The sequence below is a fragment of the Methylobacterium hispanicum genome (assembly GCF_022179285.1).
GTDB classification, from domain to species: Bacteria; Pseudomonadota; Alphaproteobacteria; order Rhizobiales; family Beijerinckiaceae; genus Methylobacterium; species Methylobacterium hispanicum.
Genome location: NZ_BPQO01000008.1, coordinates 1 through 25,786 on the forward strand (window position 1 = coordinate 1; position 25,786 = coordinate 25,786).

The following is a 25,786-nucleotide window of genomic DNA, read 5'->3' on the forward strand; positions in this document are numbered from 1 at the left end:
GAACTCGGCCAACGTCTCCGGGATGGTGGGCGGCGACAACGCGATGGCGCGCGCCGACACGATCTGCTCGGCCGGCGGCTATCTCGGCCTGCGGGCCAACTTCGCCCCCCCACCCCAGACCGGATGCCCGGTGATCGAGGATCCGCTCAAGGACCGGCCCGCGCCGCCGATCGGCTCCTGTCTCTCCATTCCGACATCCGCCAACAAGCGGGGCGACACCAGCAGGAACGAGGTCGATCAGAGCGTCGCGCTCGAGCCCGGCACCTATTGCGGCGGCCTGCGCATCACCAAGAAGGCCACCGTGACGCTGCGGCCCGGGATCTACGTGATGAAGGACGGCCCCCTGGTCGTCGATCAGAAGGCCTCGGTCTCCGGCGACGGCGTGGCGTTCTACTTCACCGGGGACAGGGCCGGGCTGCTGTTCAGCAAGGGCAGCACGGTGAGCCTTGCGGCCCCCGCCAGCGGCGTGATGGCCGGGCTGCTGATGATGGAGGAGCGCGGCGTCAACAACCCGGTCGATCCCGTGGCGACCCTGCTCGGCGTCGTGGGCAACGTCGTCGGCGGGGTGACCGGCCTCGCCACTGGTCTGGTGACCGACGAGGAGTTGCCGCCGACGCCGACGCCGCCGCTCCTCGGTGCCGCCCAGCCGATGCGGACCTACCGCATCATCAGCGACAACGCCCGCACCATGCTGGGCACCATCTACCTGCCCGCCGGCCGGGTGGTGATCGACGCCGACAAGCCCGTGGCGGACCGGTCCGCCTACACCGTCGTGGTGGCCCGGCAGGTCAACCTCTACGAGGGACCGAACCTCTACTTGAACGCCAACTACGACCAGACGAGCGTGCCGGTGCCCAAGGGCGTCGGGCCGCTCTCGGGCCGGCTGATGCTGAGCCAGTAGCGCTCTTCCGGGACCCTCGATGCGCGCGCTGATCCCCGACGATTCGAAGACGGACGACCTCGCGGCGCGGCAGGCGCTGAAGCGCCTGCCCGATTGCGAGCCGCCCGCCGTCGCCTGCCCGGTCGCGGCCTGACGATCCGCCCAACGGAGAGGGAACCCCATCATGCGTCTCGGCTCGCTCGATCCGCGCCGCTCGCTCGCCGGGCGGCTCGCCTGGGCGGTGATCGGCGCGGTCGCGGTGGCGCTCGTCGTCGCCACGGCGCTCTCCGTCTGGCGCGAGGTCGATCGCTACGCCGCCGAGAAGCGGGCCTATCTGGGTGCGCTCGCCCGGGTGTCGGCCGCCGCCAGCGTCCAGGCCGTCGCGGCGGGGGACGAGACCGGGGCGGAGACGGCGCTGCTGGCGATCGCCCGCGACGACAGGATCGTCTACGCGGCGATCGAGCGCCCGGACGGCTCGGTGATGGCCGAGCACGGCGTCGGCCTGCGGCTGGCCCGCGACATCGACCTCGACGGGCAGGCCGAGCTCGGGCTCTGGGACCTGCTCTTCACCCGGACGCTGCGCCTGAGCGCGCCCGTGCAGGAGAACGCCCGGGATATCGGCCGCGTCGTCCTCGTGGCGCAGACGGGCGACCTCGCCGAGCGCGTGGGCGGCGTGGCCCTGAGCGCGGGGCTCGCGGGCCTGCTCGCGCTGGTGGTGGGCCTCGCCGTCTCGGCCCGGCTGCAGCGCTCGGTGACGCGCCCGCTGGCGGAACTCGCCACCACCATGGACGCGGTGCGGCTCCAGCACGACTACACGCGGCGCGCCGCGATCGCGGGCGACGACGAGGTCGGGGCGCTGGCCGGCACCTTCAACGCGCTGCTCGGCGCCGTGAACGAGCGCGACAGGCAGTTGGCCGAGCACGGCGCGAAGCTCGAGGAGGAGGTCCGCGTCCGCACCCTCGACCTCAGCGAGGCGATGCTGGCGGCCGAGTCCGCCAACGCCGCCAAATCGACCTTCCTGGCCACGATGAGCCACGAGATCCGCACGCCGATGAACGGCCTGCTCGTGATGGCGGAACTCCTCGCCGGCACCGACCTGCCCCCGCGCCAGCGCCGCTACGCCGAGGTCATCGCCCGCTCCGGGCAGTCCCTGCTCGCCATCATCAACGACATCCTCGACTTCGCGAAGGTCGAGGCGGGCAAGCTGGAACTGGAGCGGATCCCGGTCGATCCGGGCGAGGTCGCCGACACCGTCGTGACCCTGTTCGGCGAGCGGGCGCGCGGCGCGGGGCTCGACCTCGCGGCGAGCGTGGAACCCGATGTGCCGCGCCGCATGCCGGGCGATCCCGTGCGGCTCGGGCAGGTGCTCGGCAACTTCGTGTCGAACGCCCTGAAGTTCACGGAAAGCGGCCACGTGCTGGTGCGGATGGGCATGGAGGATGCGGGCCGCACCCTGCTGATCCGCGTCGAGGATACCGGCATCGGCATCCCGGCCGACACGCTGCCGACGATCTTCGCGGCCTTCTCCCAGGCCGACCAGTCGACGACCCGCCGCTTCGGCGGCACCGGCCTCGGCCTCTCGATCGCCCAGCGGCTCGTCGAGGCGATGGGCGGGGCGGTCGGCGTCGAGAGCCGGGTCGGGGTGGGCTCGACCTTCTGGGCGCGGATCCCGGTCTCGGAGGCGGAGGCGGCGCCCGCGATCCGGCGGGGCGCGGCCGTGCCCGCCGCGATCGCCCTCGTCGGCCTCGGCTCGGCGACCGAGGCGGCGCTCGCCGCGAGCCTCGCCGCGGCGGGCTTCGCGCCCGGGCCCGCCGACGCGCCGGCGCGGATCGCCGACGCCGCGGCGCTGCTGCGCGCCGGGATGCGGCCGGGCGGGGCCGGCCGGGTGGTCGCGCTCTGCCCGATGGGCGAGCCGGCCGGTGCCGAGGCCCTGCGGGCCGGGCTCGCGGACGAGCTCCTGCGCTGGCCCGTGGTGCAGAGCGAGTGGCGCGCCACCCTCGCCGCGCTCGCGACGGGCGAGCCCTTCGCGCAGGGAGCCGCGGCAGTGGGAGCCGCGCAGGCCGCGCAGGCGCTGCCGCAATTCCCGGGCGCGCGGGTGCTCGTCGCCGACGACAGCGCGGTCAACCGCGAGGTCGCGGTCGAGGCGCTGGCGCGCTGCGGCGTCACCGCGGTCGTCGGCGTCGAGGACGGCGCGGCGGCGGTGCTCGCCCAGGCCGAGACGCCCTTCGACCTGATCCTGATGGACGGCAACATGCCGGTGCTCGACGGCTTCGCGGCCTCCCGCGCCATCCGCGCGCGCGAGGCCGCGGAGGGCCTCCCGCGCGTGGCGATCGTGGCGCTCACCGCCCACGTCGTCGGCGACGGCGCCGTGGCCTGGCGCGAGGCCGGCATGGACGGGGCGCTCGCCAAGCCCTTCACCCTGGCCCAGCTCGCCGCGCTGCTCGGCGGCATCCTGGCGCCCGGCACGCAGGGCGCGCCCGCGCGGGCCGCCCGCGACGGCGCCGCGGCCTCGGCCGCGCCCGACACGCCCCTCGACGCACAGCTCCTCGACGCGCAGGTCCTGCAGGGCCTGCGCGAGATGGGCGACGGCGCCTTCTTCGGGCGGGTGCTCGGCCTCTACACGCGCCAGGGTCCGGCGGCGCTGGAGGCGCTGGCGCAGGCTCTCGCCGCGGGCGATCCGCGGGCGGTGGCCAGCGCCGCGCACGGGCTCAAGTCGATGAGCGCCAACATCGGCGCGGCGGCGCTCGCGGCCGACCTCGGCGGGATCGAGCACGCGGCGCGCGAGGCGGGCGACCTGCCCCCGGCCGGGACGGCGGAGCGCGTCTCGGCGATCTTCGCGGCCACGCTCGAGGCGCTCGACCGCTACGCGGACAGCCTCGAGGCCGCACCGGCCGTGGCGCACCGGGCGGCGGGCTGAGGGCTCTGGTTTCCGGGATCCGGTCGAAGCGTCCGGTCCTTCGGATCCCGTACGAGACAACCGCCTCTCCCGGCGCGCGGGGAGAGGCGGTCCCGGCCGCTCAGGCCTCGAGCTTGGCCATCAGCGCCTCGGAGAGCGCGAAGTTGACGTAGACGTTCTGCACGTCGTCCTGGTCCTCGATCACCTCGACGAGGCGGACCAGCTTCTCGCCGGTCTCGTCGTCGACATCGATCGTGTTCTGGGCCTTCCAGACGAGGCCCGTGCGGGCGGGCTCGCCGAAGCGGGCTTCCAGCGCCTTGCCGACCTCGCCGTAGGCGTCCTGCGCGCAGGTCACCTCGTGGCCGTTCTCGTCCGAGCGCACGTCGTCAGCGCCCGCCTCGATCGCCGCCTCCAGCATCGTGTCGGCGTCGGCGACCGAGGCCGGAAAGGCGATGACGCCGACCCGGTCGAACATGAAGGCCACCGCGCCCGTCTCCGCGAGGCTGCCGCCGGACTTGGTGAAGGCCGAGCGCACGTCGGAGGCCGTGCGGTTGCGGTTGTCGGTCTGCGCCTCGACGATCAGCGCGGCGCCGCCCGGGCCGTAGCCCTCGTAGCGGATCTCCTCGTAGTTCTCGCCCTCGGCGCCCGCCGCCTTCTTGATGGCGCGCTCGATGTTGTCCTTGGGCATGTTCTCGGCGCGGGCGGCCAGGATGGCCGCCCGCAGGCGCGGGTTCATCGCCGGGTCCGGCGTGCCGAGCTTGGCCGCCACCGTGATCTCGCGGGCGAGCTTGCCGAACACCTTCGAGCGGACCGCATCGACGCGGCCCTTGCGGTGCATGATGTTCTTGAACTGGGAATGGCCGGCCATGTCTCTTCGGGCTGTCTGCCGCGGCGGAGAGACCGGATCCCGGGCCCTCGACGCCGCACGGGTGCGAATCGGCCGGTTATAGGCCGGTGCTCCGCGCAGAGGCAACGCGGGCCCCCTCCCCGTCCGAGATCGGCGTGGGGGAAAGATCGGGGATGTCGGGCGTTCCCGCTCCGGAGCGGCCCGGGGGGCCGCGGGGGGATGCGGGGAGAGCGATGCCCGGACGAGACAGGGGACGCACCGTCGTGGTCACGGGAGCGAGCGCGGGCGTGGGCCGCGCCATCGCCCGGGAATTCGCGCGCCACGGCTGGAACGTCGGCCTGATCGCCCGCGGCGAGGCGGGCCTGCGCGGGGCGGCCGACGAGGTGCGGCGGGCCGGCGGCACGCCGCTCGCCTTCGCGGTCGACGTCGCCGAGGCGGATCAGGTCGAGCGGGCGGCCGACGAGATCGCCGCGTTCTTCGGCGGCATCGACGTCTGGGTGAACAACGCGATGGTGACGGTCTACGCGCCCGTGCGCGAGACCCCGCCCGAGGAGTTCCGGCACGTCACGGCGGTGACCTATCTGGGGCAGGTGCACGGCACGCTGGCCGCCTTGAAGCACATGGTGCCGCGCGACCGGGGCACCATCGTGCAGATCGGTTCGGCGCTCGCCTACCGCTCGATCCCGCTCCAGGCGAGCTACTGCGCCGCCAAGGCTGCCGTGCGCGGCTTCGTGGACTCGCTGCGCAGCGAGTTGCTGCACGACGGCAGCCGGGTTCGGCTCACCATGGTGCAGTTGCCCGCGGTCAACACGCCGCAATTCGACTGGGCGCGCTCCCGCCTGCCGCGCAAGCTCGAACCGGTGCCGCCGATCTACCAGCCCGAGGCGATCGCCCGGCACGTCTACCGGGCGGCGCACGAGGCGCCGCGCGAGCTCTGGATCGGCGCCTCGGCCTGGAAGGCGATCCTCGGCAATATGCTGATCCCGGGCTGGATCGACCACTACCTCGCCCGGAACGGCTATCACGGGGAGATGACCGACATGCGTGCCGACAGGGACCGCCCCGACAACCTCTACGAGCCGGTCGACACCGATCCCGGCGCGCACGGCCGCTTCGACGCGCGCTCGCGCGACACGGTCGTGGCCGCGAGCCCGCGCTGGCTCAAGCTCGGCCTCGCCGCCGCGCTCGGCGCGGTGGCCGGCGCGACGCTCTTCGCCACCGAGGCGCACGGGCGCTCGGAGGGGCGGCGGCGGGTGGAGCGGCGCTGAGGAGCCGGGTCCATAGGACTTCGCCGATCCACGCGGATGAACCACTCACCTTTTCCCCGACGCCTGGAACGAAGTGGACGGTGATCCGGGATCCAGAAAAGAAGCGCCGCGAAGCGGCTCGATCTCCGACACCGGTGTCGCAGGCGGACGCTTCGCGCCTTCCCGTGCCGGGTCCCGGATCACCCTCCGCTATCGCTCCGGGCGTCCGGGAAAAGGGTGGTGATGTTCGAGACCTCGTCACCCACTTCTGTTCAGCCGTGGGCCGCCCGCAGCGCCGCGTCGAGATCGGCGAAGAGGTCGTCCGGATCCTCGATGCCGGTGGAGAGGCGCAGGAGGTCGGGCGGGCAGGGCGTGCCCGGCCCCTCGACCGAGGCGCGGTGCTCGATCAGGCTCTCGACGCCGCCGAGCGAGGTCGCCCGCTTCCACAGCGCGACCCGGACGGCGGTCGCGATCGCCGCCCCCTCCCCGCCCCGCACCCGGATCGACAGCATGTAGCCGAACCCGCCCTCCATCTGCCGGGCGGCGACCGCGTGGCCGGGATCGTCGGGCAGGCCCGGATAGAGCACGCGGGCGACGTGCGGGTGGGCGCCGAGCCGGGTCGCGAGCGCCAGCGCACCCGCGGCCTGCCGCTCCGCGCGCAGGTGCAGGGTGCGCAGCGAGCGCATCAGCAGGTAGGCCTCGAACGGTCCGAGGATCGCGCCCCCGCTCGCCCGGATCGCGCCGACCCGCGCCCAGAAGGCGTCGGCCTCGCGCGCGGCGAGCACGCCGGCCACCACGTCCGAGTGCCCGTTCAGGATCTTGGTGCCGGAGTGCATCACGATGTCGGCGCCGAGCGCGAGCGGCCGGGTGTGGACCGGCGAGGCGGCGGTGGAATCGACCGCGAGCCGGGCGCCCGCCGCGTGCGCGATCTCGGCCGCCCCCGCGATGTCGGTGACGGTCCAGAGCGGGTTGCCGGGCGTCTCGATCCAGACGAGCTTCGTGCGCCCCGGCTGCACGGCGGCGCGCAGGCGCCCGGGATCCTCGGCGTCCGTGAAATCGACCGCGAGGCCGCGGCGCGGCCCCTCCTCGCGCAGCCAGCGCTTCAGGGCCCAGTACATCACGTTCGGCGCCACCACGTGGTCGCCGGGCTCCAGCGCGCCGAAGACGGCGGTCGCCGCCGCCATGCCGGAGCCGAACAGCAGCGCGCCGGCGCCTGCCTCCTCCAGCATCGCCAGCACGGCCTCGGCCTCCCGCACCGTGGCGTTGTCCGGCCGGGCGTAGGAGAAGCCCGACGAGTAGGCGTTGTCGGGATCGCGGATGAAGGTGGTGGCGACGTGGAGCGGGGGCACCACGCCCCGAGTGACCGGATCGATCCGCCCCATAGCCTGCGCGGCGCGGCTGCGGCGGGAGAAGGCCGCGATCGGCTCGCCCGCATCCTCGGGGCCGGCCGGCGCGTTGGTCCGTGACATGGCGGTCTCCCGTCGCTCCTGGCCCCTGCCCGAGCGCCGGTCGGCGCGCTAGGTGGTGGCAGGGACGGCGCCTGACACGATCCGGGTCGGAACCGCAAGGCGGGCGACCGTCGGCGGACGGTCTTCCGGACGGCCTTCGAGACGCCTTTTCGCGAGCGGCACCACCATGACCACCGCCCTCCACCTGCCCGAAGAGCCGGCCCTGCGCCCCTGGCTGCGGCTCGCCGCCGCGATCCTGCCGGTCGCCGCCACCGCCGCGCTCGGTTCCGCCTCGACGCAGGCGGAGATCCCCGGCTGGTACGCCGGCCTGAACAAGCCGGGCTTCAACCCGCCGAACTGGGTCTTCCCCGTCGCCTGGACCATCCTCTACACGATGATCGCCGTCTCGGCCTGGCGGCTCCTCGGCGCGAGGCCGCGCACCGGGCCCGCGCGGCAGGGCTGGTGGCTCGCCGTCCTGGCCTTCGCGGTCCAGCTCGCGCTGAACGCCGCCTGGACGCCGGTCTTCTTCAGCGCGCACGCGATCGGGGTTGCCCTCGTTGTCGTGGTGGCCCTCCTCGTGATGGTGCTCTGGACCATCCGGCTGAGCTGGCGCTTCGACCGGGTCGCGGCGTGGCTCCTCGTTCCCTATGCCGGCTGGGTTGCCTTCGCGAGCCTGCTCAACGCCGCGATCCTGCGCCTCAACTGAGGCCGGGTTGACGCCTCCCCGAGGCCGGCGCCACACCCGCCCGGAATCCAGGGAGGGACCATGAGCGGCATCAACGGGCGCATCGCGGCGGAACTCGGCGTGGCCGAGGCCCAGGTGAGGGCGGCGGTCGATCTCCTCGACGGCGGGGCCACGGTGCCGTTCATCGCCCGCTACCGCAAGGAGGCGACGGGCGCGCTCGACGACGCGCAACTGCGCACGCTCGAGGAGCGCCTCGCCTACCTGCGCGACCTCGAAGGGCGCCGGGCCGCGATCCTCGACAGCATCCGCCAGCAGGGCAAGCTCGACGCGGAGCTGGCCGCCCGGATCGCCCGGGCCGACACCAAGGCCCGGCTCGAGGACCTCTACCTGCCGTTCCGGCCCAAGCGCCGCAACAAGGCGCTTGCCGCCCGCGAGGCCGGGCTGGAGCCCCTGGCCGAGGCCCTGCTCGCCCGGCCGGACCTGGACCCGGCCGCGCAGGCCAAAAAGTTTGCCGGCAACGAGGAAGTTCTGGACCCCGAGGCTGCGCTGGAGGGCGCGCGTGCGATCCTGATCGAGCGCGCTTGCGAGAGAGCCGAACTCGTTGGAGCGCTGCGCGAGTCCGGCTGGCAGAGGGGCCGCATGACCGCGGCCGTGCGCAAGGGCAAGCGCGAGGCCGGCGAGAAGTTTGCCGACTATTTCGACTTTTCCGAGCCCCTGACCAAGCTCCCCTCGCACCGTATCCTCGCCCTGTTCCGGGGCGAGAAGGAGGAGGTGCTGGACCTCGACATCGCCGACGCCGAGGAGCCTCGGCCCGGCGCCCTTGGCTGGCAGGAGGCCCGCATCGCGCAGGCGCTCGGCGTCGCGGACCGGGGCCGGCCGGGCGACCGCTTCCTCCTCGACACCGTGCGACAGTGCTGGCGCAAGCGCCTGAAACCCGCCACCGACACGGATCTGCGCGCCCGCCTCTGGGCGGTCGCCGAGGAGGGCGCCGTCACGGTCTTCGCCCGCAACCTGCGCGATCTGCTGCTCGCCGCCCCGGCGGGCGCCCGGCCCACCCTCGGGCTCGACCCCGGCTACCGCACGGGCGTGAAGGTCGCGGCGGTGGACGCGACCGGCAAGGTCGTGGCGACCGACACGATCTACCCGCACGAGCCGCGGCGCGACTGGAACGGGGCGCTGGCCGCGCTGGCCAAGCTGGTGCTCGCCCACAGGATCGAGCTGATCGCGATCGGCAATGGCACGGCGTCCCGCGAGACGGACCGGCTCGCGGCCGAACTCGTCGCCAAGCTGCCCGACGCCAAGCTCACCAAGGTCCTGGTGTCCGAGGCCGGCGCCTCGGTCTACTCGGCCTCCGCCTACGCCTCGGCCGAGCTGCCGAACCTCGACGTGACCCTGCGCGGCGCCGTCTCGATCGCCCGGCGGCTGCAGGATCCGTTGGCCGAACTGGTGAAGATCGAGCCGAAGGCGATCGGCGTCGGGCAGTACCAGCACGATCTGGCGGAGGGGAAGCTCGCCCGCTCCCTCGACGCCGTGGTGGAGGATTGCGTGAACCGCGTCGGCGTCGATGTGAACAGCGCCTCGGCGCCGCTCCTCGCCCGCGTCTCCGGCCTCTCCGAGCGGGTCGCCGCGAACATCGTCGTCCACCGCGACGCCAACGGGCCGTTCGCCAAGCGGGCCGCTTTGCGCAAGGTGCCGGGGCTCGGGCCGAAGGCCTACGAGCTCGCGGCGGGCTTCCTGCGCATCCGCGGCGGCGAGGATCCGCTCGACGCGTCCGGCGTGCACCCGGAAGCCTACCCGGTCGTCAAGAAGATCCTGGCGGCGACCGGCAAACCGGTCGCGGCGCTCGTCGGCGACGGCGCCACGCTGCGCGGCCTCGCACCGAGCGCCTTCGTGGACCAGAGCTTCGGCCTGCCGACGGTCACCGACATCATCGCCGAGTTGGAGAAGCCCGGCCGCGACCCGCGCCCGAGCTTCCGCACCGCGGCCTTCGCGGACGGCGTCGAGAAGATCGGCGACCTGCGCCCCGGGATGCGTCTGGAGGGCGTGGTGACGAACGTCGCGGCCTTCGGGGCCTTCGTGGATGTCGGCGTCCACCAGGACGGGCTGGTGCACATCTCGATGCTGGCCGACCGCTTCGTGAAGGACCCGCGCGAGGTGGTGAAGCCCGGCGACGTGGTGCAGGTGCGGGTGCTGGAGGTCGATGCCGCCCGCAAGCGCATCGCCCTCAGCATGCGCTCGGACGAGGCGGAGCGCCCCGCGCGCCGCGAGGGTCCGTCGCAGGCCACGGGCCGGCCGGCGCCCCGCCCGCCCGCTCCCGGGCGCCCGCACGATTCCGGGCGCCCGCAGGCGCCGAGGTCCGAGCGCGCGGGCGCGCTGGCCGACGCCCTGCGCCGCGCGGCCGAGGGCAAGCCGCGGGGCGGCTGATCAGTTGGCGAGCCCGCGCTGGACCTTCGATCTCAGGCGCCCGCCCTGGAAGACCAGCGTGACCGAGAAGGTCCCGCCGCGGTCGCTCCAGCCGTAGGTCTCGAAGGCGCCGAGCCCCGGGATGGTCGCGCTGCCCTCGCTCGCGCCGCGGCAGCCGAGCAGGCTCTCGACCTCCGGCATCCGCATGTCCGCCTGGAGCAACTCGAAGCTGCGCCGGCTGACGGCGCAGTTCGGCCCACCCCCGGACTTCGGCTCGCCCGCGTCGGACGCGAGGGCCGCGCTCCGCGGCGCCCCGAAGGCCGCCGAGAGGGCGAGGCGCGCACCGCGCTCCGGACTCGGCCCGGCCCCCACGGCCTCCGCCGCGGCGGTCGGCATCCCGGACGCGGCGACCGGGCTCCCGGTCCCTTCGAGCCGCTCCGCATCGCGAAAGACCTCCGCGGCCTGCCGGCCCGGATCGGGCGGGGACGCCCCGGCCCTGGCGGGAACGAAGGCGGGGCTCCGGCGCAGGCCGTCTCCCGCCCGGCCCGGCGCCGTCCGGGCGCTCCCGTCGGCCGCCCGCTGCGAGGGGGCCTCGGAGACCTCCTCCGCCGGCCCGCGGGCGCGGGCGATGATCACCGCCCGGCGCAGGGCGGACTCGAACCGCCGCATCAGCTCGGGATCGGCACGGGTGCCGGTCGCCCGCGCCTCGCAGGCCGCGTAGGCCGCGCGGGCGTCGCGGATCTCGGCCTCGCTCCACGCCTCCGCGGCCTTGCCGAACAGATCGACGTCCCCCCCCTCGCCGGAGCGCGGGCCGGCGGTCGGACCGCCGCCGAGCGGTCCGAGCCGGTCGGCGGCGAGCGCGCGGTGCCGGCCGCAGCCGCCGGCCGCCGCGAGGGCGTCGCGGAACGGGGAGGCCTGCGCCGCGGCGGCGGAGGCGCAGCCGAGGAGGAGCAGGGCCGGGGCGAGACACCTGCGCACGAGACGGTGTCCGGATGCGGTTCGGGTCATCCGACCATGCGGCCCGAGGCCCGTGAAGGCTCCGTTAAGACCACCCCCGGTTGCTGTGGGTGGGCGCCCTCAGAACAGGTGCAGCGCGTGCGGCGCCAGGAAGCCGAATCCCAGCATCACCGCGCCGGCCGCGCCGAGCAGGCCGCCCGCGACGGCGAGCGCCACGATCCCGGTGATCACCTGGGCCGAGGCCAGCACGATGCCGATCTGGAAGGCCGCCGAGGCCAGCTCGTAGTGGTGGTAGCGGTGGAGCGAGAGGTCGCGCTTCTCCTGGTTCAGCTTGGCCTTCTCGGCGAGTTCCTTGCGGCCCTCGCCGGTGGCCGGCTCCGAGTCCCAGCGCGCCATGGTCCTGGCCCACTCGGCGCGCTTGGCCTGCACCGCGTCCTGGTTCGGCCCCGGGGGGGCGAGCGCGACCATCTCGTCGGCGGTCTTCAGCACCGTGCTGCGGATGGTGCGCGCTTGGAAGAAGGCCCATTGGTTGGCGGCCTCGATGTTGGCGCCGATCGCCTCGGTCTGGGCCGCCTTGCCCAGCGTCTCGCTGAAGGCCAGGAACAGCGCCAGCACCGAGATCAGCAGCGCCACCCGCTTGTTCGAACCCTCGATCGCCCCGTGACCGCCCGACATGCACCATCCCCCCTGATTCGTGAGCGGGGGAGCTACAGCGCATCGCGTGCCGCGGTGCAACAGCCGAGGGGGAGCCGCGGGAGCGCGGGCCTGCATCGCCGCGTTGGTGACGGACGGGGAGGTGCTCGGCGATGCGACTCACGGTTCTCGGCTGCGGCGACGCCTTCGGCTCGGGCGGGCGCCTCCACACCTGCTTCCACGTCGCGGGGGACGGCACCGGCTTCCTCATCGATTGCGGCGCCTCGGCGCTGATCGCCATGCGCCGCTTCGGCGTCGATCCCAACGGGATCGACACGGTGTTCCTCAGCCATCTGCACGGCGACCATTTCGGCGGCCTGCCCTGGCTGATCCTCGACGGGCAGCTGGTCAGCCGGCGCACGGCGCCCCTGACGATCGTTGGGCCGCCCGGGATCCGGGAGCGGCTTCCGGCCGCCATGGAGGTGCTGTTCCCGGGCTCCAGCACGGCCGAGCGGGCCTTCGCGGTGGAGGTGCGGGAGATCGCGGCCGGCGAGCCGGCGACGGTCGGCGGGGTGGGGGTGGAAGCCTTCGCGGTCGAGCATCCCTCCGGCGCGCCCGCCCACGCCCTGCGGCTCGCCCATGCGGGCCGGGTGCTGACCTATACGGGCGACACGCAGTGGGTGGACGCCCTGATCCCGGCCGGGCGCGGCGCCGACCTGATGATCGCCGAGGGCTACACGGTGGCGCGCCCGGTCAGGTTCCACCTCGACTGGGCGACGCTCAACCGCAACCTGCCCGAGATCGCCCCGAGGCGGCTCATGCTCACGCATATGAGCCCCGAGATGATCGCGCACCCGGCCGACGGCTACATTGCGGCCGAGGACGGGCTGGTGCTGGAGCTCTGATCGCGTCTTCCGCCCTCCCCCCTCTGCGGGGGGGGCGGGACGACCCGCGCCCTACTCCGCCGCCTCGACGAAGACCGTGCCGGCGCGCGGCAGGTCGAGCGCGTCCCAGGTCTCGGCCAGCGCCGCGGTGAGCTTCTCGATCTGCGCCGCGTCGTGGAACGGCGAGGGCGTGATGCGCAGGCGCTCGGTCCCACGCGGCACGGTCGGGTAGTTGATCGGCTGGATGTAGATGCCGTGGCACTCCAGCAGGTGGTCGGCGGCCGCCTTGCACAGCTCGGCGTCGCCCACCATCACGGGCACGATGTGGGTCTCTGTGTGCAGCACCGGCAGGCCCGCCGCCTCGAGCGCCGCCTTGGTCTGCGCCGCCTGGCGCTGGTGCGCCTCGCGCTCGACCTGCGAGCGCTTGAGGTAGCGCACCGAGGCGCGGGCGGCCGCCGCCACAGCCGGCGGCAGCGCCGTGGTGAAGATGAAGCCGGCCGCGAAGGAACGCACCGCGTCGAGCACGGCCGCCGAGCCCGTGATGTAGCCGCCGACGCAGCCGAAGCCCTTGGCGAGCGTGCCCTCGATCACGTCGACCCGGTGCATCACGCCGTCGCGCTCGGCGATCCCGGCGCCGCGCTCGCCGTAGAGGCCGACCGCGTGGACCTCGTCCAGGTAGGTCATCGCGCCGTAGCGGTCGGCGAGGTCGCAGATCTTGCCGATCGGCGCCACGTCGCCGTCCATCGAGTAGACGGACTCGAACACGATGAGCTTGGGCCGGTCGCCGGCCTCGACCAGCAGTTCCTCGAGATGCGCGAGGTCGTTGTGGCGGAAGATGCGCTTCTCGCACCCCGAGTGCCGCACGCCCTCGATCATCGAGTTGTGGTTGAAGGCGTCCGACAGGATCAGGCAGTTCGGGATCAGCTTCGCGATCGTCGAGATGCCGGCCTGGTTCGAGACGTAGCCCGAGGTGAAGACGAGGCCCGCCTCCTTGCCGTGGAGATCGGCGAGCTCGCGCTCGAGATCGACCAGCGGCGAGTTGTTGCCCGCGATGTTGCGGGTGCCGCCCGCGCCGACGCCGCAGCGCCGGGCCGTCTCGGTCATGGCGCCCACCACCTCGGGGTGCTGGCCCATGCCGAGATAGTCGTTCGAGCACCACACGGTGATCTCGCGGGTCGAGCCGTCCGGGCGGCGCCAGTTCGCCTGCGGGAAGCGGCCGGCCACGCGCTCGATGTCGGCGAAGACGCGGTAGCGGCGCTCGCCGTGCAGCTTGTCCAGCGCGGCGCGGAAGTAGCCCTCGAAATCGGTCCTGATGCCGGGTCCGGACGATGCGGTCTTCGGGGCAGCGGGCATCCGGGTCACGGGCATGAGGATCCTTCGGGTGGCTGGCACGGACGGACGGGCCGTCGATGCGCGGGATCGTTCGGCACGCGAGACCCGTTCGGGCCTCCGGCGAGCATCGGACGTTTGGATTGACGTCCGCTGAACCCTGGAGACGGTTCCGGACGCGGGCTGGCGGTTTCCTTGAGCGTTCTCGCGGCAGCGTCTTCGGGCGCTGTCGGGGCGGAAGATACAGGCGGATCTGGAATGGGTTCAAGGTGAGTTCTAACATTCCTGCCCTGTGCAGGGCGGAAGAGCGGCTCCAGGGTGACGATGCGCCGCGCGCGAACCTCGTTCCGGGCACGCAAGGGCGGGATGACGATGGCGGATACAGGCGAGAGCCGCGCGGAACGGTTGAAGGCGGCGCTGCGCGACAACCTGCGGCGGCGCAAGGCGCAGGAGCGCGGCAAGGAGCAGGGCAAGGAGCGGAGCGGGGCGACCGGCGCGGCCGGCCCGCGGACCCTGGATGATTCGCCGGGCGCCGATGCGTCCGGGAGCGGTCCCGATTCCGACAAAACTGGACTATAGCCTGCGGCCAAGCCTGGGCGCACGGTCGCGCCCGACGGAACGATAGGCGCCGCGCGAACCCGCGGGGCGGCCCAGGGAACGAGCATGGACCGCATCCACATCACCGGTGGCACCGAGCTGCACGGTACCATCCCGATCTCGGGCGCCAAGAACGCGGCGCTGCCGCTGATGATCGCGAGCCTGCTCACCGGCGAGACGCTCGAACTCGTCAACGTGCCGCGCCTCGCCGACATCAACGCGCTGACCCGCATCCTCGGCAACCACGGCGTCGATCAGACGGTGGTCGGCAAGCGCCCGGGCCAGACCACCGAGACCGGCCAGACCGTCCGGCTCACCGCCTCGAACGTCATCGACACGACCGCGCCCTACGAGCTGGTCTCGACCATGCGGGCGAGCTTCTGGGTGGTGGCGCCGCTGCTCGCCCGGTTCGGCGAGGCCAAGGTCTCGCTGCCGGGTGGCTGCGCCATCGGCACGCGGCCCGTGGACCTGCTGATCATGGCGCTGGAGCGGCTCGGCGCGCAGATCGACATCGACGGCGGCTACGTGGTGGCCAAGACCAAGAACGGCCTGCGCGGCGCCGAGATCAGCTTCCCGAAGGTCACGGTCGGCGGAACACACGTCGCCCTGATGGCGGCGGCGCTCGCCTACGGCACCACCGTGATCGAGAACGCCGCCCGCGAGCCCGAGGTCGTCGATCTCGCCGAGTGCCTGACCAAGATGGGCGCGCGCATCAAGGGCGCGGGCACGCCGCGCATCGAGATCGAGGGCGTGGCCCGCCTGAACGGCGCCCGCCACGAGGTGCTGCCCGACCGGATCGAGACCGGCACCTACGCCATGGCGGTGGCGATGACGGGCGGCGACGTGGTGCTGGAGAACACCCGCTCCGACCTGCTGCACGCGGCCCTCGACGTGCTGGCCACCACCGGCGCCGAGGTCACGCAGGTGCCGGACGGGATCCGGGTGCGCCGCAACGGCGCCGGCATCGCGGCGGTGGACGTGACCACCGATCCCTTCCCGGGCTTCCCCACCGACCTGCAGGCGCAGTTCATGGCGCTGATGACGCTGGCCAAGGGGAGTTCCCGCATCCGCGAGACGATCTTCGAGAACCGCTTCATGCACGTGCAGGAACTCGCCCGCCTCGGCGCCAAGATCCGCCTCGACGGCGACGCCGCGATCGTAGAGGGCGTCGAGCGCCTGAAGGGCGCGCCCGTGATGGCCACGGACCTGCGCGCCTCGGTCTCGCTGGTGATCGCCGGGCTCGCCGCCGAGGGCGAGACCCAGATCAACCGGGTCTACCACCTCGACCGCGGCTTCGAGGCGCTGGAGGCCAAGCTCGGCCGCTGCGGCGCGCGGATCGAGCGCGTGCGGGCCTGAGCACGAAGAAGGCACCCGACCGGTTCGGGTGCCTTCCCGCGTTCGTGCCTTGTGCCGATCCTCAGCCGCCGATCGCGCCGCGCTTGAAGCCGAAGCCCGGAATCTCGCAGCCGCAAGGCGCGTTGAACGGCGCGGGGCGGGTCGGGCAGTTGCCGCGCGAGGTCACGCAGATGCTGCCCCCGCGCCGGCCGAAATCCCGGCGGCGCTCGTAGCGGTCCTCGTAATAGTCGTCCCGGCGGCGGCGCTCGTAGCGGTCGTAACGGTCCTCGTAGCCCCGGTCGTAGCGGCGCGGGCCGTCGTCGTAGTACTGCGCGCGCGCCGGCGCGGCGGCGAGCGTCGTTCCCAGCGTCAGGGCGGCGAGAGCCGCGAGCGTGATGCGCGTCACCGGTCTGGTCTCCTCGAACCTTCGTGTCCGTGGGCCGGGCATATAGAGCGCCGCCTGAACGGTACCTGATCCTACGGGCGGACTTTTCGGCCACGTCCGCCGTGGGCGGGGCGCTCCGCACGCCTGCCCGTTGTCGATCACCCTCCCGGTCGCTACCTACCCCGCAGCGTTTCACGTGAAATTTACCATCCGGCCGATCACCCGATCCGGCCGGATCCGCCATCCAGCCAAGGTGCCCGCATGGAGCTGTTGAAGCTCGCCGCCCTCGACGCCGAGGATCTCACGGTGATCTCGGCCCACCTGCAGGACGCGGTCCTGCGGGCCGGCGACCTGACCTATCTGGCGGCCGAGCACCGCTTCGTGCTCGTGGCGCGGCGCTTCGACTGGTCGGTCGGCCCAGGCGAGCCGGAGCGGCGCCGCCTCACGGGCGTGCATTTCGAGCGGGTGCTCGGCGTGCGCACCCGCGGCATCGCGCCGGGCGGCAACGCCGACACGGCGCTGAACCTCCTCGCCGTCACCTTCGCGCCGACCGAGCCGCCCTCCGGCACCGTGACGCTGATCTTCTCAGGGAACGCCGCGATCCGGCTCGACGTGGAGTGCGTCGAGGTGCAGATGAAGGATCTCGGCCCGGTCTGGGAGGCCGAGAGCCGGCCCGGCCACGACGACGCGGCCTGATCCTCATCACCGGCTTCCCCAACACGAAACGACACGGGTCCATGGTTCGTCTCGACAGCTCCGCCCCGACCTTCGCCGATGATTTCGCGCGCCTGCTCACCGTGAAGCGCGAGATCGCCGAGGATGTGGACGAGGTCGTGCGCGGCATCATCGCGGGCGTGGTGGCGGGGGGCGATGCCGCGCTCGTCGACTACACCCGCCGCTTCGACCGACTCGGCGAGGATTTCACCGAGGGTAGCCTGCGCGTCACGGACGCGGAGATCGCTGAAGCCGTCGCGGCCTGCCCGGCCGACCAGATCGAGGCGCTGACCCTCGCCGCGGAGCGGATCGAGCATTTCCACCGGGCCCAGGTACCCGCCGACCACCGCGAGACCGACGCGCTCGGCGTCACCGCGGGCTGGCGCTGGACGGCGCTCGAATCGGTCGGCCTCTACGTGCCGGGCGGCACCGCGAGCTACCCCTCCTCCGTGCTGATGAACGCGGTGCCGGCGCGCGTGGCGGGCGTTCCGCGCATCGTCATGGTGGCGCCCGCGCCGGAAGGACGGATGAACCCGCTGGTGCTGGCCGCCGCCCACCTCTCGGGCGTGCACGAGGTCTACCGCGTCGGCGGCGCCCAGGCCGTCGCGGCGCTCGCCTACGGCACCCGGACCATCGCGCCGGTTGCCAAGGTCGTCGGCCCCGGCAACGCCTGGGTGGCGGCGGCCAAGCGGCGGGTCTTCGGGCAGGTCGGCATCGACATGATCGCCGGTCCCTCGGAGGTGCTGATCCTGGCCGACGACCACGCCAACCCGGACTGGATCGCCGCCGACCTGCTGGCCCAGGCCGAGCACGACACGGCGGCGCAGGCCATCCTGATCACCGACAGCGCGGCGCTGGCCGAGGCCGTCGAGGTGGCGGTCGAGCGGGCGCTCACCACCCTGCCCCGCCAGGAGATCGCGCGGGCGAGCTGGCGCGACTACGGCGCGATCATCCGGGTGCGCGACTTCGACGAGGCGGTGCCGCTCACCGACCGCCTCGCCCCCGAGCACCTGGAGATCGAGACGCAGGACGCGGAAGCGCTCGCCGCGAAGGTGCGCAACGCCGGCGCGATCTTCCTCGGCTCGCACACGCCGGAAGCGATCGGCGACTACGTGGGCGGCCCGAACCACGTGCTGCCGACCGCCCGCTCGGCCCGCTTCTCCTCCGGCCTCGGCGTGCTCGATTTCATGAAGCGCACCACCATCCTCGCCTGCACGCCGGAGAGCTTGCGGGCGCTCGGCCCGGCGGCGATAAACCTCGGCCGGTCGGAGGGCCTGGAGGGCCATGCCCGCTCCGTCGCGATCCGGCTGAACCTGTGAGGCAGGCTTAACGATGTCGGAGGCCAGGAAGGAGCGCTCGCCGCACCGTCTCGTCGCGGTGACGCTCGACGAGGATTCGATCGGCCGCGGCAACCCGGACCAGGAGCACGAGCGCGCCATCGCGATCTTCGACATCCTGGAGGACAACCAGTTCGTCATTCCGGGCCGGGACGAGGGGCCGTACCGGCTCCATCTCGGCCTCGTCGAGAACAAGCTCTCCTTCGCGATCGGCAACGAGGCCCGCGAGCCGGTGATGACGCATCTCCTCTCGCTCACCCCCTTCCGGCGGGTGATCCGCGACTACGAGATGATCTGCGAGAGCTACTACAACGCGATCCGCACCGCCTCGCCGACGCAGATCGAGGCGATCGACATGGGCCGGCGGGGCCTGCACAACGAGGCGTCCGAGACCCTGAAGCAGCGCCTCGACGGCAAGGTCGACCTCGACCACGACACCGCGCGGCGGCTCTTCACCCTGATCTTCGCCCTGCACTGGAAGGGCTGACGGCGTGGGGCGGGGCTAGGCTCCGATGGACGAGACCGCGCCGGGCCTCGGCCCACGGAAGAAACGGGTCCAGTCGGTCCTGTTCATGTGCAACTTCAACGCCGTGCGCTCGCCCGCAGCGGAGGCGATCGCGCGCCACTATTTCGGCAAGTCGATCTACGTGCAGTCGGCGGGCGTGCGCGAGGGCGAGCCGGTCGATCCCTTCATGGTGAGCGTCCTCGACGAGATCGGCATCGACGCGAAGAAGCACCGCCCCCGCACGGTCGAGCAGCTGGAGGAGTGGGAGGGGCTGAACTTCGACCTCATCGTCACCCTCGCCCCCGAAGCGCACCACGCGGCGCTGGAACTGACCCGCACCCTCGCGGCGGACGTGGAATACTGGCCGACGCCCGACCCCACCAACTTCTACGACGTCTCGCGCGAGCAGCGGCTCGACGCCTACCGCGACGTGCGCGACGGGCTGGTGCGGCGGATCAAGAGCCGGTTGAAGGCGTGATCCGCCGCACGGACGTCATCGGCCCGTAGCTCTTCTCGCGGATGCGCGCGACGGCCGTTCGCAGCGGCTCGACCGCCACCGCCATGTGGTGGCCGTTGGCGTGGATCAGGCGGCTCGCGTCGAGCATCATCCCGACATGGCCGCGCCAGAACACGAGGTCGCCCCGGCGCAGGTCCGCGAGATCGTCCGACGAGGCGTCGTCCGGCAAGGCGTCGCCCAGCGCCCGCTCCTGCTGGTCGGCGTCGCGCGGGCAGGTCAGGCCGGCGGCTTCCAGGCAGAGCTGGACCAGCCCCGAGCAGTCCAGGCCGAGCGTCGTGCGGCCACCCCAGAGATAGGGCGTCCCGACGAGGCGCTCGGCCGTGCCGGCGAAATCCGGCTCGACCGCATCGACCGGACGGCAATGGCCGGCGAAGACGTAGCCGCCCGGCACCTCCAGGTAATCCCCCGCCTCGCCCGTGACGACGAGCGCGGAGCCGAGCCCGAGATGGGCGCGGGCCGGACGCTTCAGGTCCGGGGCAGGGTAGAGGAAGGTCCGCAGCGCCGCGACGCGGTGGGTCGGCGCCGGGTCGGCCGGGCCGAGGCTGTCGGCCGCCAGGTAGCCCACGTAGCCGTCGTGGACGAGCTGGACCCAGGCGAAGCCGTCGCGCGCCTCGTAGAGCGTCACGGCGTCGCCCAGCACCGCCTCGGTATCGATGCCGGATTCCGCGGACGGGGCCCGGCGCAGGGGCGCCGAGGGCGCGACGACGCGGCGCGGCTCGCCGGCGACGTAGCGCGCGGCCTCGACCCGGCCGCGGAGCGCGAGGTCGGCGAGGTCCGGGCGGGCGGGGGTGAGGCGCGGATCGAGCGGCATGGGATCTTCCGGGAGCGGGAACGAACGTGATTCGCTCGATTCGGGGCGGTTCGGTGGCGCGGGCGATGAACGATCCCTCGGCGGGGTTGTTGACCCGTTACCGGGACCAGCCGACGCGGGAGCGTCGTCCCGGGGCGATGCGGCGGCGCACAGGCCGAGACATTCGGCACCCCCGCAACATAAGTTAACTCCGGGCCGGTCGCGACGCTGCCCTGCCGAGGGGCAAGAGCCGAGCCAAGCGCCATGCATGCGAAAACGTCTTTCCTTCCACTTTGATGCGGTGCACAATCCGGCGCAGCATCCTATGTTCGGCCCATGAACCATGCGAGCCGTGCCGTGAAGAAATCGCCGAAGAGCTTCGCTGACCTGCCACCGATCCGGGTCCGTCGCGAGCCGCCGACCGTCGCCGAGGCGGTCGCCGCCGCCCAGGATCTGGCGGACGATCTCGAGCAGCAGGTGGAGATCGCCTGCGGGCTGATCGGCCTGCCGGCCGACGAGGTGCGCCCGCACGTGGTCGCCGCCTCACGCCGGAAGCCCGAGCGGGTTCCGGAGCGGATCATGAGCCCCGGCAGCCCGAGCCGCGCGCCCCGCACCGTGATCGTCGAGCGCCGCACCCGGGCGCCCGTGGTGGTGGAGCGGCGCGGCCGTCCCCTCGACCCGCGCCGCTGACCGGCCCTACCAGGCGAGCGTCTCGCCCCGGTAGTCGAAATAGGCCACGCCCAGCTCGCCCAGCCGGGCCTCGATCGCGTCCGCCATGCCGGCGACGCTGGTCGCCACGTCGATGTCGGCCTCCGCGCCGCCCATGTCGGTGCGGACCCAGCCCGGATGGACCAGGAACACGCTGATCCCGCTCTCCCGGTGGCGGATCTCGAAGCTGCGCGCCAGGGTGTTCAGCGCCGCCTTGCTGGCCCGGTAGGTCTCCCAGCCGCCCGACTCGTTGAGCCCGACGCTGCCCAGCACCGAACTCATCAGCGCGAGGCTGCCGCCCGGCGCGAGTCGGTCGCGAAAGGCTTCCGCGAAGCGGATCGGGCTGATCGCGTTCGTCAGGTAGACCTGGGCGGCCACGTCCCGGGGCACGGCGTGGGCCGGATCGTGCGCCTGTGTGGCCACGCCCGCCACCACGAAGATCAGGTCGTAGGCTTGCGGCCCGAGCCGCTCGTGCAGGGCGGCCACGCCCGCGTCGTCGTCGATGTCGACCGTCTCGACGGTGAGGCGGTCGGCCTTCAGCCTCTCCAGGTCGGAGCCGGCCTTCCGCTGCGTGGCGGTGACGGCCCAGCCCCGCTGCAGCAGGGTCTCGGCGAGGCCGAGGCCGAGCCCGCGCGAGGCTCCGACGATCAGGGCGCGCTTGGATGAGGTGTCGCTCATGGAGGTTCTCCGGCGGGCGCCCGGCGGCCCGCTTTCAGGGGCGAGGTCGGTCACGGAGGGGAACCGGTGAAGGCCTCGTCCGCGCGGCGCGTGTGCCCGCGCACGCTGAGCGGGGGATTAAGGGGGCCAGCCGGCTGTGATCGGTAGCCCCTCAGCCGACCATAACGATAAAGCGCCGTCCCTTTCCCGGACGCCTGGAACGCAGTGGAAGGTGATCCGGGATCCAGCGAGCCCAGTGCCGCGAAGCGGCTCTACCTTCTGGAACGTCGCAAAGAGCGGACACTTCGCGACTTCCTGTGCTGGATCCCGGATCACCCTCCGCTGACGCTCCGGGCGTCCGGGAAAACGGCGCGGATGAATCGGAGGCCGATCGTCGGCCTCAATCCGCCGCCCGCACCGACCACGTGGCGTGGCGGATGCGCGGGTCGCGGGCGAGGTCGTCCGTGACGGCGTCGAGTTCCCCACCCTCGACCGCGTCGGCGAGCAGCGTCGCCACCACGTCCACGGCGTCCTCGCCACGCTCCACCACCTCGACACCGCGCACCGGATAGCTCGCCGCCTCCAGCCGCTCGACCAAGAGGTCGCGGGCAGGCCCCGCCGCCCCGGTCGCGGTCGTCACCTGCACCTCGTAGGTCGCCTCGGTCTGGTCCTCGCGGATCGGGGCCCGGTTGATGGCGTTGACGAGCGGGCGCAGCAGCGTGTTGCAGGCGAGCACGGCCGCGGTGACGAAGCAGGCCTCCAGCGGCAGGTCCGCCCCCGCGAAGGCGCCGACGGAGGCCGAGCACCAGAGCGTCGCGGCCGTGTTGAGGCCGCGCACGTTCATGCCCTCCTTCATGATTACGCCCGCGCCCAGGAAGCCGATGCCGGAGATCACGTAGGCCACGGTGCGCGTCGCGCCCTCGCCCCCGGTCAGCCGCATGCCGAGATCGACGAAGGCGGCCGCCCCCAGCGCCACCAGTACCGTGGTGCGCAGCCCCGCGTTGCGCTGCCGATACTGCCGCTCCGCGCCGATCAGCGTGCCCAGCCCGAAGGCCGTGACGAGGCTGATGGCGGAGTTGACGGTCTCGGGAAGGGGCGTGAGCGCGATCATGGGGCGTCCTAGACAGGGGCCGATGACGGAACCGTGACGGTCGCCTCTAGGGCAAATTGCCCGCGTCGGCACGATCCGGGCACGATCCAGGGTTGTCGGGATTGACGCTTCCCCGGTCCGGCGGGCACACCGGCTTCCTATGGACCGACTAAGAGTCCGGCGCCCGCCGAGCGGCGCAGCGAGGAGACGGCCAAGAATGACGCATCGTCCGATGACGCATCGCCCGGTCGCGCCGGCGGGAGCCCCCTGCGCATGAGCGGCACCGGTCTCGCCGCCCGCCTCTCGCAACCCGCCGAGCGTCCCGCCGCGGACGAGGCGCTGCGCGCCCGCATCCTGGCCTTGCGCGACGGGCTCCTCCACGGGCTGATCGGCGCGGACCGCCTCGTCGAGCGCCTGCTGATCGGGCTGCTCACCGGCGGCCACCTGCTGATCGAGGGCGCGCCGGGGCTGGCCAAGACGCGGGCGGTCAAGCGCCTCTCGGACGGGCTCGACGGCTCCTTCGCCCGGGTGCAGTGCACGCCGGACCTGATGCCCGCCGACCTCACCGGCACCACGGTCTGGCGCCAGGACGCGGGCACCTTCGAGTTCCTGGCCGGCCCCCTGTTCCACGCGCTGATCCTCGTGGACGAGGTCAACCGCGCCCCGCCCAAGGTGCAGTCGGCGCTGCTCGAGGCCATGGCCGAGGGCCAGATCACGGTGGCGGGCCACACCCATCGACTGCCCGATCCCTTCATGGTGGTGGCGACCCAGAACCCGATCGAGCACGCGGGCACCTTCCCGCTGCCGGAGGCGCAACTCGACCGCTTCCTGCTCCACGTCGTGGTCGAGATGCCCGACGAGGCCGCCGAGCGGCGCATCCTCGACCTCGTCGAGGGCGAATTGACCCACCACGCCGAGGCGATGCCGGCCAAGCTCAGCCTCGACGACGTGCGCGCCGCGCGGGACGCCGCGCTCGCCACCTACGTCTCGCCCGCGCTGAAGGACTACCTGGTCCGGCTCGTCGCGGCGACGCGCACCGACGCGGCGGCGCCGGACCTGCGCGCGGCGATCGAGCACCCGGCCTCGCCCCGCGGGACGCTCGCGCTGATGCTCGCGGGCAAGGCGCGCGCCTACCTGCACGGGCGCGACCACGTCGTGCCCGAGGACATCGCGGAACTCGCCGCCGACGCCCTCTCCCACCGCATCGGCCTGACCTGGCGGGCCGCCGCCGAGGGCCGCACGACGCGCAGCATCGTCGCCGGCCTCCTGCAGCGGGTGCGGGCGCTCTAGGGGTGGCGCAGAGGACGGACAGCAGGGCGGACGCTCCGGAGGATCCCGGCATCCACCTGTCGGGCGAGGCGCTGATGGGCCTGCGCCACCTCGCGCGCCGGGGTTCGGCGCCCGTCACCCGCACGCTGGCGGGCCTGCCCGGCGGCATCGTCACCCGGCGGCGCGGGCGCGGTTCCGAGCCCGACGACGTGCGGCTCTGGTCCGAGGGCGACGACATGCGCCACATCGACCGCAACGCCACCGCCCGCACGGGCCAACTCCACACGCGCACCCACCACGACGAGCGCGACCGCGCCGTGGTGCTGCTCGCCGACTTCCGGCCCTCGATGCTGTTCGGCACCCGCCGCACCCTGCGCTCGGTCGCGGCCGCCGAGGCGCTGGCCCTGCTCGGCTGGCGCGTGGTCGGCGACGGCGGCCGCGTCGGCCTCGTGGCGGGGCGCGCGGGCGAGCCCACCGCGCTCCGCCCGGCCGGCGGCGAGCGCGCGATGACCGCGGTGACGGGGGCGCTCGCCCTCGCGCACGCGCAGGCGCTCGCAGCCCCCGACACGGCGGACCCGCCGCTGGCGGATCTCGTCACCGTGGCGGCGAGCCTGCTGCCCTCGGGCGGCCATCTCGTCATCGCGAGCGCGCTCGACGCGCCGGGCCCGGACTTCGAGCCCCTGCTGACGCTGGCGGCCGAGCGGATCGCCATCCGGTTGATCCTCGTCAGCGACGCCTTCGAGCGGGCGCGGCCCGCCGGCCTCTACCCCTTCGCCCTGCCGGACGGGCGCCGCGGCCTGCTCGATGGGGGCCGCCGCGCACGGCCGAACCCGAGCGCCGAGGAGCGCCTGGCCGACTACGCCCGCCGCGGCATCGCGGGCCTGCGCCTCGATGTCGAGGCGGGCCCGGAGGCCTACGCCCCGCTGATGGAGCGGCTCGATGCGGTGCTGTGAGGCGATCTCGCACAGGCAGCGGCGCACGACACGCGCGCGCTCCCTCCCCCCTCTGCGGGGGAGGGTGGCCCTCGCGTCAGCGAGGGTCGGTCGGGACGTAGTCCCGCAGAGAGGGGAGCCCGGCTGCCGGAGGGAGCGCGGCCTTCATGCAGAGCTAAGCCCAATCCTACAGCGTCGCTCCCCTCTCCCCCCCTGCTGCGCAGGGTACCCTCCCCCGCAGAGGGGGGAGGGAGAACGCGGGTGCTTCCTCCCATGAACCCCGAAACTCTCGCCGCCCTCGACCAGCTCCGCGGCCTGCACCTGCCCGGCAACGCCGCCGGTGCGCTGCAGGGCGAGGTCGTGGCCGCCGCCGCGCTCGGCTTCGCGGCCGCGCTCGGGGTCGGGCTGGTCCGCCTCCTGCGCGCCCGCGCCGGCGCCACCCTCCGCCGGGCGGCGCTCAGCGAACTCGCCGCGACGCGCGACCTGCCGCCCGAGGCCCGGCTGGTGGCGCAGGCGCGCCTGCTGCGCCGGATCGCCCGCACCCGCCTCGGCGAGGAGGCCGCCGCCGCGCAAGGCGCCGACTGGGCGGCCCGCCTCGACCGGCTGTTTTCCACCGACCTGTTCAGCGCGGGTGCCGGCCGCGTGCTGGTGGACGGCCTCTATCGCCGCCACGCCCCGCCCGACGCCGCAGCCCTCGACTCGGAACTCGGCCGCCTGATCGGCCGGATGCGGGCCTGACGC

The 25,786-nt window shown here is 73.4% G+C and carries 24 protein-coding genes and 1 pseudogene; 16 read left to right on the forward strand and 9 right to left on the reverse strand.

Annotated elements, in window-relative coordinates:
* Together MFF56_RS10980 and MFF56_RS10985 are read left to right on the forward strand one after the other, a co-directional pair.
* Positions 1 to 901 (forward strand): annotated as a pseudogene (locus MFF56_RS10980) (hypothetical protein); the annotation flags it as partial.
* Positions 902 to 1,064: 163 nt separating this feature from the next.
* Positions 1,065 to 3,797, forward strand: coding sequence for an ATP-binding protein (locus MFF56_RS10985; protein WP_238230014.1), 2,733 nt, complete (start codon positions 1,065 to 1,067; stop codon positions 3,795 to 3,797).
* A gap of 100 nt (positions 3,798 to 3,897) precedes the next feature.
* Here the strand turns inward: MFF56_RS10985 and MFF56_RS10990 are convergent, their stop codons facing one another.
* On the reverse strand, positions 3,898 to 4,644 hold the full coding sequence (locus tag MFF56_RS10990; protein ID WP_066926293.1) for a YebC/PmpR family DNA-binding transcriptional regulator: 747 nt from the start codon (positions 4,642 to 4,644) through the stop codon (positions 3,898 to 3,900).
* Between the two features lie 212 nt (positions 4,645 to 4,856).
* Here MFF56_RS10990 and MFF56_RS10995 point away from each other — a divergent pair, with 212 nt between their 5' ends.
* A complete protein-coding gene (locus tag MFF56_RS10995; RefSeq protein ID WP_238230015.1) occupies positions 4,857 to 5,891 on the forward strand; it encodes an SDR family oxidoreductase in 1,035 nt (344 codons plus the stop codon).
* 251 nt (positions 5,892 to 6,142) lie between these two features.
* Here MFF56_RS10995 and MFF56_RS11000 read toward each other — a convergent pair whose 3' ends face one another.
* On the reverse strand, positions 6,143 to 7,339 hold the full coding sequence (locus MFF56_RS11000; RefSeq protein WP_238230016.1) for a trans-sulfuration enzyme family protein: 1,197 nt from the start codon (positions 7,337 to 7,339) through the stop codon (positions 6,143 to 6,145).
* A 166-nt stretch (positions 7,340 to 7,505) separates the two neighbouring features.
* Here MFF56_RS11000 and MFF56_RS11005 point away from each other — a divergent pair, with 166 nt between their 5' ends.
* Positions 7,506 to 8,024 carry a TspO/MBR family protein gene (locus MFF56_RS11005; RefSeq protein ID WP_066921135.1) on the forward strand — a complete coding sequence of 173 codons (519 nt, stop codon included), beginning with the start codon at positions 7,506 to 7,508 and terminating at the stop codon, positions 8,022 to 8,024.
* A gap of 60 nt (positions 8,025 to 8,084) precedes the next feature.
* A complete protein-coding gene (locus MFF56_RS11010; protein ID WP_238230017.1) occupies positions 8,085 to 10,427 on the forward strand; it encodes a Tex family protein in 2,343 nt (780 codons plus the stop codon).
* Here the strand turns inward: MFF56_RS11010 and MFF56_RS11015 are convergent, their stop codons facing one another.
* Together MFF56_RS11015 and MFF56_RS11020 are read right to left on the reverse strand one after the other, a co-directional pair.
* Positions 10,428 to 11,384 carry a hypothetical protein gene (locus MFF56_RS11015; RefSeq protein ID WP_066925315.1) on the reverse strand — a complete coding sequence of 319 codons (957 nt, stop codon included), beginning with the start codon at positions 11,382 to 11,384 and terminating at the stop codon, positions 10,428 to 10,430. It abuts the gene before it with no gap.
* A 99-nt stretch (positions 11,385 to 11,483) separates the two neighbouring features.
* Positions 11,484 to 12,038: a DUF4337 domain-containing protein gene (locus MFF56_RS11020; protein WP_066925318.1), complete on the reverse strand. Its 555-nt coding sequence runs from the start codon at positions 12,036 to 12,038 to the stop codon at positions 11,484 to 11,486.
* A gap of 131 nt (positions 12,039 to 12,169) precedes the next feature.
* Between MFF56_RS11020 and MFF56_RS11025 the strand changes: the two genes are divergently transcribed.
* Complete coding sequence (locus tag MFF56_RS11025) at positions 12,170 to 12,901, forward strand: MBL fold metallo-hydrolase (RefSeq protein WP_066925321.1); 732 nt, start codon at positions 12,170 to 12,172, stop codon at positions 12,899 to 12,901.
* 51 nt (positions 12,902 to 12,952) lie between these two features.
* Here MFF56_RS11025 and hemA read toward each other — a convergent pair whose 3' ends face one another.
* A complete protein-coding gene (gene hemA / locus MFF56_RS11030) occupies positions 12,953 to 14,248 on the reverse strand; it encodes a 5-aminolevulinate synthase (RefSeq protein ID WP_066925323.1) in 1,296 nt (431 codons plus the stop codon).
* A gap of 333 nt (positions 14,249 to 14,581) precedes the next feature.
* Here hemA and MFF56_RS11035 point away from each other — a divergent pair, with 333 nt between their 5' ends.
* Together MFF56_RS11035 and murA are read left to right on the forward strand one after the other, a co-directional pair.
* The gene (locus tag MFF56_RS11035; protein ID WP_066925357.1) at positions 14,582 to 14,788 is read left to right on the forward strand and encodes a hypothetical protein; all 207 of its coding nucleotides are present in this window, start codon (positions 14,582 to 14,584) and stop codon (positions 14,786 to 14,788) included.
* A gap of 84 nt (positions 14,789 to 14,872) precedes the next feature.
* Positions 14,873 to 16,162: a UDP-N-acetylglucosamine 1-carboxyvinyltransferase gene (murA, locus tag MFF56_RS11040; RefSeq protein WP_066925326.1), complete on the forward strand. Its 1,290-nt coding sequence runs from the start codon at positions 14,873 to 14,875 to the stop codon at positions 16,160 to 16,162.
* A gap of 61 nt (positions 16,163 to 16,223) precedes the next feature.
* Here the strand turns inward: murA and MFF56_RS11045 are convergent, their stop codons facing one another.
* Complete coding sequence (locus MFF56_RS11045) at positions 16,224 to 16,538, reverse strand: hypothetical protein (protein WP_066925360.1); 315 nt, start codon at positions 16,536 to 16,538, stop codon at positions 16,224 to 16,226.
* A gap of 249 nt (positions 16,539 to 16,787) precedes the next feature.
* On the opposite strand from MFF56_RS11045, the gene MFF56_RS11050 reads away from it, so the two are divergent.
* The 4 genes from MFF56_RS11050 to MFF56_RS11065 are packed head-to-tail and all read left to right on the forward strand — an operon-like array spanning position 16,788 to position 19,560.
* On the forward strand, positions 16,788 to 17,222 hold the full coding sequence (locus tag MFF56_RS11050) for a DUF2948 family protein (protein WP_066925329.1): 435 nt from the start codon (positions 16,788 to 16,790) through the stop codon (positions 17,220 to 17,222).
* A 41-nt stretch (positions 17,223 to 17,263) separates the two neighbouring features.
* Entirely contained in the window at positions 17,264 to 18,559 is a 1,296-nt protein-coding gene (hisD, locus tag MFF56_RS11055; RefSeq protein ID WP_066925334.1) for a histidinol dehydrogenase, read from the forward strand.
* Positions 18,560 to 18,572: 13 nt separating this feature from the next.
* Positions 18,573 to 19,064, forward strand: coding sequence for a UPF0262 family protein (locus tag MFF56_RS11060; RefSeq protein ID WP_066925336.1), 492 nt, complete (start codon positions 18,573 to 18,575; stop codon positions 19,062 to 19,064).
* A 25-nt stretch (positions 19,065 to 19,089) separates the two neighbouring features.
* Positions 19,090 to 19,560 (forward strand): arsenate-mycothiol transferase ArsC, encoded by a 471-nt coding sequence (locus MFF56_RS11065; protein WP_066925339.1) that lies wholly within the window; start codon positions 19,090 to 19,092, stop codon positions 19,558 to 19,560.
* Here MFF56_RS11065 and MFF56_RS11070 read toward each other — a convergent pair.
* Positions 19,538 to 20,410 (reverse strand): C40 family peptidase, encoded by an 873-nt coding sequence (locus tag MFF56_RS11070; RefSeq protein WP_066925342.1) that lies wholly within the window; start codon positions 20,408 to 20,410, stop codon positions 19,538 to 19,540. The two genes, MFF56_RS11065 and MFF56_RS11070, sit on opposite strands and share 23 nt — an antisense overlap.
* Before the next feature lie 336 nt (positions 20,411 to 20,746).
* Between MFF56_RS11070 and MFF56_RS11075 the strand changes: the two genes are divergently transcribed.
* On the forward strand, positions 20,747 to 21,079 hold the full coding sequence (locus MFF56_RS11075; protein WP_373324049.1) for a hypothetical protein: 333 nt from the start codon (positions 20,747 to 20,749) through the stop codon (positions 21,077 to 21,079).
* Between the two features lie 6 nt (positions 21,080 to 21,085).
* Here MFF56_RS11075 and MFF56_RS11080 read toward each other — a convergent pair whose 3' ends face one another.
* Together MFF56_RS11080 and MFF56_RS11085 are read right to left on the reverse strand one after the other, a co-directional pair.
* Positions 21,086 to 21,775 (reverse strand): SDR family NAD(P)-dependent oxidoreductase, encoded by a 690-nt coding sequence (locus MFF56_RS11080; RefSeq protein WP_066925348.1) that lies wholly within the window; start codon positions 21,773 to 21,775, stop codon positions 21,086 to 21,088.
* Between the two features lie 379 nt (positions 21,776 to 22,154).
* Complete coding sequence (locus tag MFF56_RS11085) at positions 22,155 to 22,865, reverse strand: MgtC/SapB family protein (RefSeq protein WP_066925351.1); 711 nt, start codon at positions 22,863 to 22,865, stop codon at positions 22,155 to 22,157.
* A 252-nt stretch (positions 22,866 to 23,117) separates the two neighbouring features.
* On the opposite strand from MFF56_RS11085, the gene MFF56_RS11090 reads away from it, so the two are divergent.
* The 3 genes from MFF56_RS11090 (at position 23,118) to MFF56_RS11100 (ending at position 25,783) form a co-directional block, all read left to right on the forward strand.
* Complete coding sequence (locus MFF56_RS11090; RefSeq protein ID WP_066925354.1) at positions 23,118 to 24,134, forward strand: AAA family ATPase; 1,017 nt, start codon at positions 23,118 to 23,120, stop codon at positions 24,132 to 24,134.
* 74 nt (positions 24,135 to 24,208) lie between these two features.
* Positions 24,209 to 25,066: a DUF58 domain-containing protein gene (locus MFF56_RS11095; RefSeq protein ID WP_238230056.1), complete on the forward strand. Its 858-nt coding sequence runs from the start codon at positions 24,209 to 24,211 to the stop codon at positions 25,064 to 25,066.
* A gap of 252 nt (positions 25,067 to 25,318) precedes the next feature.
* Positions 25,319 to 25,783, forward strand: coding sequence for a DUF4381 family protein (locus MFF56_RS11100; RefSeq protein WP_066920648.1), 465 nt, complete (start codon positions 25,319 to 25,321; stop codon positions 25,781 to 25,783).
* Positions 25,784 to 25,786: the final 3 nt, after the last annotated feature.